This is a genomic window from Listeria grandensis, assembly GCF_014322885.1.
Lineage (GTDB): Bacteria > Bacillota > Bacilli > Lactobacillales > Listeriaceae > Listeria_A > Listeria_A grandensis.
This window is the reverse complement of record NZ_JAASUG010000001.1, coordinates 616,286-625,438: the sequence shown is the minus strand read 5'-3', so window position 1 is coordinate 625,438 and position 9,153 is coordinate 616,286. Positions and strand designations below refer to the sequence as shown.

The following is a 9,153-nucleotide window of genomic DNA, read 5'->3' as shown; positions in this document are numbered from 1 at the left end:
AAGAAACGCCGGAAAGCGCTAGCGAGTACCACCGAATCAACACAGAACTCACAGAAAATTTAGCGTACAGGGCAAAAGCGGCAGGTGTGAAGCACTTCGTATTCCTGAGCACTGTGGCCGTTTACGGGGAAGAAGGTAGCTTTGAGGAACCAGCAAAAGAGATACCGATTCAGCAAGTGCCGCGCCCAACGAGTCTATACGGAAAGTCAAAATACGAAGCGGAAAAGCGATTACACCAATTAGAAAGTCCTGATTTCCAAGTCGCGATTGTTCGTCCGCCGATGATTTATGGTCCTGACTGTCCAGGAAACTACGCTCGCCTGGCAAAACTCGCCCGGAAAACGCCGATTTTCCCGACGATCAATGGAGAAAGAAGCATGATTTTCATCGATAATTTGTCTGCTTTTTTACAGGAAGTTATATGTGTAAAGGCAAGTGGGATCTATGTGCCTCAAAACAGTGAGACAGTGAACACGACGCAGCTCGTGACACTCATTGCTGAGGCAAGTGGGAAAAAAATGCGGACGTCGAAGGCCGCGGGAAACATATGCCGACAAGCGTTACAAAACATCCCGATTTTCAAAAAAACATTTGGCAATCTCGTTTTTGAGAAAGAAAACACGATAAAATATGAGGCCGTCCGTTTGGCCGATTCGATTTGGCAGACGGAATGGATAAAAAGCCACTAAAGCTATATACATTCTAGATTCAGCGGCTTTTTATGATAAATACTTCTGATGGAATTATAGGGGTATTTTTCCAGTTTAACGAAGGATATGGCAAATGAAATTCGGAAAAAAATCGCTAGAACCTTGGCGTTGGCTGAGAAAAAATTTGCGGTGATCGTTCATCCGGTTGCGTTTGTAGAAGCAACGGTAGAAATCGGTGAGGGTAGCTTGGTGATAGCTGGCTCGATTGTTCAGGCGAACACGATACTTGGGAAACATGTTACTGTAAACAGTGGTGCTACTGTAGAACATGATATTTCGGTTGTTCATTTTGCTCCAGGCAGTGTTGTGACTGGCGGATGTACGGTGGCTAATAACGTGTTGATTGGAGTGGTACCAAATATAAGTATTGGAGCGAATGGGGAGTACTCTGACATGTAATATCGAGTCGAATACGTTAGAATGTAGTAGAAAAAAGACCGAATAGTGAGGGAAGTAGCCCATCATTATTCGGTCTTTTTATTGTTTAGATAATACCTTCTGTCAACATACTATCAGCAACTTTCAGGAAGCCAGCGATGTTGGAACCAACGACTAAGTTCCCCGCTGCATCGTAAGCAGATGCTGTGGCGCTAGCGTTTTTGTAGATATTTTTCATGATGGATTTCAAGTGAGCATCCACTTCTTCAAAAGTCCAACTCATCCGGATGCTGTTTTGGGCCATTTCTAAGGCTGATACAGCAACTCCGCCAGCGTTTGCCGCTTTAGCAGGTCCGAATAATACGTTGTTTTCTTGGAACACGGCAACAGCATCGAGCGTAGATGGCATGTTCGCGCCTTCTGCTACTGCGATGACGCCATTGTTAACAAGTGTTGCGGCTTGGTCTGCGTTGATTTCGTTTTGTGTTGCGCATGGTAAGGCGATGTCAGCGGGTAGGGACCAAATATCTCCGTTTGCGACAAAAGTGGCATTTGGATGGTGTTTGGTGTATTCGCTGATCCGTTTGCGTTCTTGCTCTTTCAATTGTTTGACGGTGGCGACGTTGATGCCGTTTTCGTCTAGGATGTAGCCGCTTGAATCGCTACATGCAATGACAGTTGCGCCAAGTTCATGGGCTTTTTCGATGGCATAAATCGCGACGTTACCTGAACCGGAAACGGTGATTTTTTTGCCTTTTAGGGAATCACCTTTGTCTTGGAGCATTTCTTGTGTGAAGTAGACCACGCCGTAGCCTGTTGCTTCGGTACGTGTTAAACTTCCGCCGTAGTTCAGGCCTTTACCAGTTAGAGTACCAGCATCGAAGGCGTTTAGGCGCTTATATTGGCCGAATAGGAAGCCGATTTCGCGGGCGCCGACACCGATGTCACCAGCTGGAACGTCGGTATTTGGACCGATATATTTCTGTAATTCGGACATGAAGCTTTGGCAAAAACGCATGACTTCATTGTCTGTTTTACCTTTAGGATCAAAATCAGAACCACCTTTACCGCCACCGATTGGCAAGCCAGTTAAGGAGTTTTTGAAGATTTGCTCGAATCCAAGAAATTTGACGATGCTGCCGTTTACCGATGGATGGAAACGAAGTCCGCCTTTATATGGACCGATAGCGCTATTGAATTGTACGCGGAAACCACGGTTGACTTTGACATTACCGTTATCGTCTACCCAAGGGACGCGGAATGTGATGAGTCGTTCTGGCTCGGTCAATCTTTCTAGAATTCCAGCTGCCTCATATTTCGGCTCTTTTGCTAAAACTGGGACTAAGGATTGTAAAAATTCTTCGACTGCTTGGTGAAATTCGCTCTCAGAAGGATTGCGTTTCTTTATTGTTTCAAAAATACGTGCTGTGTAACTTTCTGCTGCTTCGACTTCTTTTGTCACTGTTGTTGGTTGTACCATATTGACCGCTCCTTGTGCTTTAGTTTTAAGTGAGAATAAAGATAACATGAAAATGGAATATAAGATGCCGCTTTTCTTGTCGCATAAGATGTTTAATTTCTAAAAATTCACTTATAATGTTAGTTTACATGAAATGTGTTCAGTATACAAGATAAAAAAATAATTTTTCAGATTTTTTTAATAAGGCACGCAATTTAAAAACGCTTTCTTTGTGTACGTGCGGAATGTTACAATGGAGGGAGTTACAAAAGAAATGAGGGAATAGATTGTGTATAAAGATGAAATGTTAGAAAAAGGATTTATTCGGTTCCATGCTGGGGCGGATATTGGCCGTTTATATAGTAAGGATCAGGCGTGGATTGCGGAACAGTTCGAGGCGATCGAACGAGCTTTTGAGGATTTACCAATGGATGCTTACGCCACTGGGTTACATCGTTATCGCCGTTTTTCGCGTGCGGTTATTTTGCCGTGGTCGAATCAGGTGGAATGGTTGCCAGCAATGGTAAATGAGGATGGGGATGAGGTTGCGGAGTATTTTCAGGGTGCGTTTAATCCGGAGTTTAAGGATGCGTATCGTAGTTTTCCGATGTTGCAACAGGAGATGCTTGAAAATGAGCTTTTGAAGCGGATTATTCAGTTTGATTTTGCGCAGACATATTGGGATAAGCGGGACATGGTCATGCCGGTGAACGTGGGCGTGCATTTTGTGAAGTTGAAGGTGGAGCGTGATGGAGATGCAGCGGTTTCGTCGCCGAATTGTTTGCATCGGGATGGTGAGCCGTTTACGTTTGCGCATTTAGTGAGACGCCAGAATGTCGTTGGAGGCCTGAATGTGATTGCGACGGTGGATGATGTGGATCAGTTACCGGGAGCTATCGATACGGGGCATATTTTTGCGGATTTTGCGTTGACAGAGGCTTTGGAGTCATATGGGGTCGCGGATGTGGCAGTGAGCCATTATGTGAGTGCGGTTCATAAGGGAACCGGTGACGAGGCTGGGGAGCGGTCGATGATTTTGATTGATTATCAGCCGACTGTTGTGAAGCCGCTTTGATGGATTAAAAACATAAAAAGGGAGACAGAGGATATGGAGAATAAGCATGCTTGGATTATTGGGATTTGTGTGATTGTAGCGGGATTTATGATTGGAAGTGGTTCTGCAGATTCAGCAGATAGCCCAACTCCAATCGAGCTGTCGGATGATGGAGCGTCTATAGGTGTTAATATAGAAAATTCGGATACGACATTGTTGGATGAGGATGGTTTGATGTCTTACTTGGGCATTGATGAAAAAGAGATGAAACGACTGCAAAAGGTTGGGGATTTGCCTAGTATTACTATTGATGGTTATATGTATTATCCAAAGACAGGGTTAGATAGATGGGTTGAGGAGAATACGGGGAAAACTTTCTAGGTAGATAGAATTAGGTAAGGATGTGAGCATGGATATGAATCGATTATATGCCTCCAAATTAAATCTGGTTGTGTTGACATTAATGTGGGCGTTACTGCTGATATTGAATGTAATCAATTATGTAAATACGAAATCAGGGTTGTTGTTGATAGTTGTTATTGTTGCAGCGGTGGGGTTGGTGTTGAATTTTGTGTTCTACTTTGTGGCTAGTAGGAGAAAGAGGGAGAAGTTTTAGAGAGGGGAACGTAATTGGTTTGTAGTCATTTCTGTGTGGGCTTGATTCATGGTTCGGCGTATAAGAACCACTGGGGGATTACTTGCTCACTGCGTTCGCATGCATATTGTGGTTCTAATTCAGCATAGTACGCTTCATAAGAACCACAACAAAACACACGCGGGGGGAACCGCATGTGCAAGTAGGGAGTTTTAGGAGTGTGTGGGACGACGATATAAAAGGGATATCAGGGGAATTTTATGGTATAGGATATATTCACCACAAGAAGCAAAGCGAGTAATGCTTCTCATTTTGAATAAGAAATGGGTTTTCTTTTGAAGCGTGTATTAGAACTTGAAAAGAGAACCCATTTTTATTTATCGTCGTTGCCACATCATCTTGGGGAAAAGATGATTTGCTCCAATAAGTTAAGTATATCTCGAATAGTGATCTTAAAACATCGCTTTGTCTTACATTATGAAACTGAAAAGTGACAGTTTTGTCAGGTTCGATAAGATCGATTAGAATGTGATGAGAGTAGGGTTAAGTGCGTGTTAGAATATATTATTTCTCCTCTAAAATGGAAGTTAATGCTTGGATGCAACCTTGGTTTTCTTGGGTGGATCCGATGGTGATTCGTAGCCAATTTGGTTTGAGGCCGGCACGTACGATGTAGCCTTTTTGGAGCAGTTTATTGAACAGCTCGGTGGCGTCGCGTTTTGTGTCAAAAAAGATGAAGTTGGCGTCGGATTTGTAGTAGGTGAGTCCGTGCGCGTCTAAGAAATCGTACCATTGTTGTAGGCCGCTCGTGTTGGCGTCGACGCATTTTTTGACGAAGGCTTGATCGGCGAGTGCGGCTGTTGCGGCGGATTGGGCGATCGATGAGGTATTGAACGGGAGTCGCACGATGTTCAGCGGTTCGCTCAGTGCCTCCGGGATGATCGCGTATCCGATGCGCAAGCCTGCTAAGCCGTAAATTTTTGAAAAGGTGCGCATGATGATCACGTTTGGAAATTGGTCAAGGAGTGCGAATGTATCTGGATAGTCGGCCGATGTGGCGTATTCGAAATAGGCTTCGTCGCTGATGACAAGCACGTTTTTTGGTACGGATTCCAGCAAAGTTAGGACTTCTCGTTGGGTGGAAATCGTGCCTGTCGGGTTATTTGGGTTACAGAGCCAGATGATTTTGGTGCGTGCGTTGACGGCGTTTGCCATGGCGGTGAGATCGGATTTTCCGGTTGTTTCATCAACGGGGAGTGAAATCGTTTCAGCGCCCTCGATCGTGGCGTGTAGGGAGTATTGGGAGAAGGTCGGCGCGGCTTCGATGATGTTGTCACCCGGTTCTAGGACGGCGCGGGAGATGATTTGGATAACGTCATCGAGACCTGAGCCAAGCAAGATTTGGTCGGTAGGAACATCGTGGAATTTGGCGATCGCTTCGCGCAAAATACGTCCGGCGCCATCGGGATAATAGGACAAATCGATGCTTTCTTCTTTCAGGATGCGTGACACGGCCTTAGATGTGCCGAACGGATTTTCATTTGACGCTAGTTTGTATATTTTTTGGAGTCCGAGTTCGCGGCGTACTTCTTCTAGCGGTTTGCCGGGTTTGTATGCGGATAGGGCGTTTAGGGCTGATTTTACCATGTGGAAACCTCCTTCTTATAATTCGTCGATTGGTTTGCGATCTTCTGTGACGCTGAGTTTGCCTTCGCGTTTTTCGAGTTCACGTGCGATGTCATCAGGCGTCAAGCCTTGCTGTGCCAACAATACGAGGACGTGATAAGTCAGGTCGGCGAGTTCTGATGTTAATTCCGCGTTGTCATTATTTTTTGCGGCGATAACCACTTCGGTCGCTTCCTCCCCAACCTTTTTCAAAATTTTATCAAGTCCGCGGTCGAATAAGTAATTGGTATAGGAGCCTTCTTTTGGCGTTGTTTTACGGTCATTGATTTGATTGTAGAGTTCCGTTAGGATGCTCATTTTGCAGTCACTTCCTTTTCAATATTGAAAAAACAGCTGTGCGCGCCGGTGTGGCAGGCGGCTCCGATTTGGTCGACGCGAATCAAGAGTGTATCGTTGTCGCAGTCGGAGCGGATTTCTTTGACGTGCTGGAAATGGCCGGATGTCGCGCCTTTATTCCAGAGTTCGTTGCGGGAACGGGAGAAAAACCACGTCGTGTTTGTGTCGAGTGTTTTTTGGTAGCTTTCGGCGTTCATATAGGCGAGCATGAGGACATCGCCAGTCGTGTCTTCCACAATAATAGCAGGGATGAGACCTTTCGAAAAATCAAGTGTCATGGCCGAATCGCAACTCCTTTCACTTGCAAAATTTGTTTGACTTCAGGGATCGTCATTTCACCGTAATGGAAAATCGAGGCGGCGAGTGCTGCGTCTGCGCCTGTTTTCTCAAAAACTTCGACCATGTGTTCCGCGTTCCCGCAACCGCCTGATGCGATGACGGGGACGGAGACGGCGTTACAGATGGCGTCGGTGAGCGCGATGTCGTAACCGTCTTTGGTACCGTCGCCATCCATACTTGTAAGCAGGATTTCGCCAGCGCCGAGTGAGACGGCTTTTTTCGCCCACTGGATAGCGTCAAGGCCTGTATCATCACGTCCACCGCGACTGTAAACATGCCAGGAATCATCGTCGGCGTGATATTTCGCATCGATGGCCACGACAATGCATTGATTGCCAAATTTAGCGGCACCTTCTGCGATCAGGTCGGGATTTTTGAGGGCAGCGGAGTTGAGTGAGATCTTGTCCGCGCCAGCTTGGAGTAAGGCTTTCATATTCGCGACGGAATGGATGCCACCGCCGACGGTAAGCGGGATGAAAACTTGTTCTGCAGTCCGCGCCACGACGTCAACCATCGTCCGGCGTTCTTCGTGGGTGGCTGTGATATCCAAGAAAACAAGCTCGTCTGCACCGGCTTTATTATAGGCCTTAGCAATTTCAACAGGATCGCCGACATCGGTTAGCGCCACGAAGTTGATCCCCTTCACCACGCGTCCATCGGTAACGTCTAAGCACGGAATGATGCGTTTAGTCAGCAAGGTTCTCCACCTCCGTAATTTCTGCCATGGAGATATTGCCGTTATACAGGGCTTTTCCAGAGATGGCACCATATAAACCGAGTTCGGCAAGCTCTATTAAATCGGCTTTACTGCTCACGCCACCAGATGCGATAATATCTACATTTACGGCGCCTTGTAAAGCCTGTAGTTGCTGCAAATTCGGACCTGCAAGCGTGCCGTCTTTCGCGATATCAGTAAAAATGATCGTTTGTACACCGCTTTTTTCGACTTCTTTTGCAAAAGTGAGGTAATCCGTGGTGCTTACATCGAGCCAACCAGATGTGGCAACAAAGCCATTTTTCGCGTCAATGCCGACCGCGATTTTGTCACCGTAAAGCTTTACGGCATCGCGAACGAAGTCAGGGTGGGAAAGAGCGGCCGAACCAATAATGACACGATCGATGCCAGCATCTTCGAGATAAAAGGTGATTTGTGCCATCGTCCGGATGCCGCCGCCAACTTGGACAGGAAGCTGCGAAACTTTTTTCATTTCACGAATGATATCCAGATTTATCGGTTTTCCTTCTAGCGCCCCATCTAGATCCACGATATGTAAATAGGTCGCGCCTTCTTCGCTAAACGCTTTTGCTTGGGTGATCGGGTCGGGATTCACCACCGTTTCTTGGGCGAAATCACCTTGGTAAAGCCGCACACAACGGCCGTTTTTCAAATCTATTGCTGGGAAGATGCGCATTCGATAACCTCCTTAAATCCTTGTAAAATTTCGAGTCCTGCTTGACCGCTTTTTTCGGGGTGGAACTGGGCACCGTAGACGTTCTCATTGGCGATGATACCAGGAATTTCTACGGAATAGTCACTGGATGCCATCACATATTTTGGCTCGCATTCGGCATAATAGGAATGGACATAATACACAAAATTTCCATCTTGACCATGCGCTAAGGGGCAATCCTGCTTCACCTCGAGTTGATTCCATCCCATATGCGGAATTTTCGCCGTGTCAGGGAGTAGTTTCGCATGCCCTGGAATGAGCCCGAGCCCTTGTGTGTAACCATGCTCATCGCTGGAATCAAGCAACAGTTGCATACCGAGACAAACGCCGAGTAGTGGTTTCCCATGTGCCACAGCTTCTTGCAAAACAGCAATTAAATCGCGTTCCTCGAGCGCCGCCATGGCTTGCGGAAAGGCACCAACCCCCGGCAAAATAATCCCGTCAGCCGCCAAAATCTCCTTTTCCACAGCGGTTATCTTATTCTTTAAACCAATAAAATCGAGCGCTTTGCTGACGCTTTTCGTATTGCCAGTGTCATAATCCACAATTGCAATCTGCATTTACAGCACGCCCTTCGTTGAGTTAACCCCTTTAATATCGGGATTTACCGTAATTGCCTGACGCAATGCGCGCCCAAATGCTTTAAAAAGTGCCTCAATTTTGTGATGCGTATTTTTACCATAGAGGACGCGGCAGTGTAAGTTCATCGTCGCATTAAACGCCACAGCTTGGAAGAATTCCTCCACGAGTTCCGTATCAAAAGCACCGAGTTTCGGGTTATCAAAAGTGGCGTCAAAAACAAGATACGAACGTCCACTCAAATCTAGTGCTACAAAGCCAAGCGATTCATCCATTGGCACGTACTCCGAACCGTAGCGGTTAATGCCAGCCTTATCGCCAAGCGCTTCCTTCAAACATTGACCAAGCACGATTCCGACATCTTCGGCGGTGTGATGCGAGTCAACATCGAGGTCACCGATCGCTTCACAAACAAGTCCAATGCGGCTATGTCGCGCAAAAAGTGTCAGCATATGATCCAGAAAACCGATCCCTGTATGAATCTCACATTTTTCTGGCTGATCAAGATATACCTCCATACGAATCGATGTTTCCGCTGTTTTCCGTTCTATTTTGGCAGTTCTCAT

Annotated in this window: 13 protein-coding genes; 5 read left to right on the top strand and 8 right to left on the bottom strand. The window is 46.3% G+C overall.

The genetic code is table 11. The features are described from left to right. Both HCJ54_RS02645 and HCJ54_RS02640 read left to right on the top strand, forming a co-directional pair. Nucleotides 1-689, top strand: a 689-nt coding sequence (locus tag HCJ54_RS02645; protein WP_187136529.1) for an NAD-dependent epimerase/dehydratase family protein, incomplete at its 5' end; no start/stop codon positions are given. A gap of 87 nt (nt 690-776) precedes the next feature. After that, complete coding sequence (locus HCJ54_RS02640) at nt 777-1,109, top strand: LbetaH domain-containing protein (RefSeq protein WP_187136528.1); 333 nt, start codon at nt 777-779, stop codon at nt 1,107-1,109. An 85-nt stretch (nt 1,110-1,194) separates the two neighbouring features. Here the strand turns inward: HCJ54_RS02640 and gdhA are convergent, their stop codons facing one another. Beyond that, nucleotides 1,195-2,568, bottom strand: a complete 1,374-nt coding sequence (gdhA, locus tag HCJ54_RS02635) for an NADP-specific glutamate dehydrogenase (RefSeq protein ID WP_187136527.1) — start codon at nt 2,566-2,568, stop codon at nt 1,195-1,197. Between the two features lie 268 nt (nt 2,569-2,836). Between gdhA and HCJ54_RS02630 the strand changes: the two genes are divergently transcribed. Genes HCJ54_RS02630 through HCJ54_RS02620 form a run of 3 tightly spaced genes read left to right on the top strand, consistent with a single transcriptional unit; the run spans nt 2,837 to nt 4,217 of the window. Further along, nucleotides 2,837-3,622 (top strand): 2OG-Fe dioxygenase family protein, encoded by a 786-nt coding sequence (locus HCJ54_RS02630; protein ID WP_187136526.1) that lies wholly within the window; start codon nt 2,837-2,839, stop codon nt 3,620-3,622. Nucleotides 3,623-3,655: 33 nt separating this feature from the next. After that, a complete protein-coding gene (locus HCJ54_RS02625; protein WP_187136525.1) occupies nt 3,656-3,982 on the top strand; it encodes a MerR family transcriptional regulator in 327 nt (108 codons plus the stop codon). A gap of 34 nt (nt 3,983-4,016) precedes the next feature. Continuing rightward, the gene (locus HCJ54_RS02620; RefSeq protein ID WP_187136524.1) at nt 4,017-4,217 is read left to right on the top strand and encodes a hypothetical protein; all 201 of its coding nucleotides are present in this window, start codon (nt 4,017-4,019) and stop codon (nt 4,215-4,217) included. Between the two features lie 543 nt (nt 4,218-4,760). Here the strand turns inward: HCJ54_RS02620 and hisC are convergent. From hisC to hisB, 7 genes are read right to left on the bottom strand one after another with little or no spacing between them, the layout of a single operon-like run. After that, on the bottom strand, nt 4,761-5,843 hold the full coding sequence (gene hisC / locus HCJ54_RS02615; RefSeq protein WP_187136523.1) for a histidinol-phosphate transaminase: 1,083 nt from the start codon (nt 5,841-5,843) through the stop codon (nt 4,761-4,763). A gap of 15 nt (nt 5,844-5,858) precedes the next feature. Continuing rightward, nucleotides 5,859-6,173: a phosphoribosyl-ATP diphosphatase gene (hisE, locus tag HCJ54_RS02610; RefSeq protein ID WP_185411616.1), complete on the bottom strand. Its 315-nt coding sequence runs from the start codon at nt 6,171-6,173 to the stop codon at nt 5,859-5,861. Between the two features lie 2 nt (nt 6,174-6,175). Continuing rightward, nucleotides 6,176-6,496, bottom strand: a complete 321-nt coding sequence (gene hisI / locus HCJ54_RS02605) for a phosphoribosyl-AMP cyclohydrolase (protein WP_036065837.1) — start codon at nt 6,494-6,496, stop codon at nt 6,176-6,178. Next, the gene (hisF, locus tag HCJ54_RS02600; RefSeq protein WP_187136522.1) at nt 6,493-7,254 is read right to left on the bottom strand and encodes an imidazole glycerol phosphate synthase subunit HisF; all 762 of its coding nucleotides are present in this window, start codon (nt 7,252-7,254) and stop codon (nt 6,493-6,495) included. Before hisF ends, hisI begins: the two co-directional genes overlap by 4 nt. Further along, the gene (gene hisA, locus HCJ54_RS02595; protein ID WP_187136521.1) at nt 7,244-7,969 is read right to left on the bottom strand and encodes a 1-(5-phosphoribosyl)-5-[(5-phosphoribosylamino)methylideneamino]imidazole-4-carboxamide isomerase; all 726 of its coding nucleotides are present in this window, start codon (nt 7,967-7,969) and stop codon (nt 7,244-7,246) included. Before hisA ends, hisF begins: the two co-directional genes overlap by 11 nt. Further along, on the bottom strand, nt 7,948-8,568 hold the full coding sequence (gene hisH / locus HCJ54_RS02590) for an imidazole glycerol phosphate synthase subunit HisH (RefSeq protein WP_187136520.1): 621 nt from the start codon (nt 8,566-8,568) through the stop codon (nt 7,948-7,950). Before hisH ends, hisA begins: the two co-directional genes overlap by 22 nt. Then, the gene (gene hisB / locus HCJ54_RS02585) at nt 8,569-9,153 is read right to left on the bottom strand and encodes an imidazoleglycerol-phosphate dehydratase HisB (protein WP_036065841.1); all 585 of its coding nucleotides are present in this window, start codon (nt 9,151-9,153) and stop codon (nt 8,569-8,571) included.

Coding starts and splice junctions, on each gene's coding strand:
- HCJ54_RS02640 (WP_187136528.1), top strand. CDS start 777: ATGGCAAATGAAATTCGGAAAAAAATCGCTAGAACCTTGGCGTTGGCT.
- gdhA (WP_187136527.1), bottom strand. CDS start 2,568: ATGGTACAACCAACAACAGTGACAAAAGAAGTCGAAGCAGCAGAAAGT.
- HCJ54_RS02625 (WP_187136525.1), top strand. CDS start 3,656: ATGGAGAATAAGCATGCTTGGATTATTGGGATTTGTGTGATTGTAGCG.
- HCJ54_RS02620 (WP_187136524.1), top strand. CDS start 4,017: ATGAATCGATTATATGCCTCCAAATTAAATCTGGTTGTGTTGACATTA.
- hisC (WP_187136523.1), bottom strand. CDS start 5,843: ATGGTAAAATCAGCCCTAAACGCCCTATCCGCATACAAACCCGGCAAA.
- hisI (WP_036065837.1), bottom strand. CDS start 6,496: ATGACACTTGATTTTTCGAAAGGTCTCATCCCTGCTATTATTGTGGAA.
- hisA (WP_187136521.1), bottom strand. CDS start 7,969: ATGCGCATCTTCCCAGCAATAGATTTGAAAAACGGCCGTTGTGTGCGG.
- hisH (WP_187136520.1), bottom strand. CDS start 8,568: ATGCAGATTGCAATTGTGGATTATGACACTGGCAATACGAAAAGCGTC.
- hisB (WP_036065841.1), bottom strand. CDS start 9,153: ATGAGAACTGCCAAAATAGAACGGAAAACAGCGGAAACATCGATTCGT.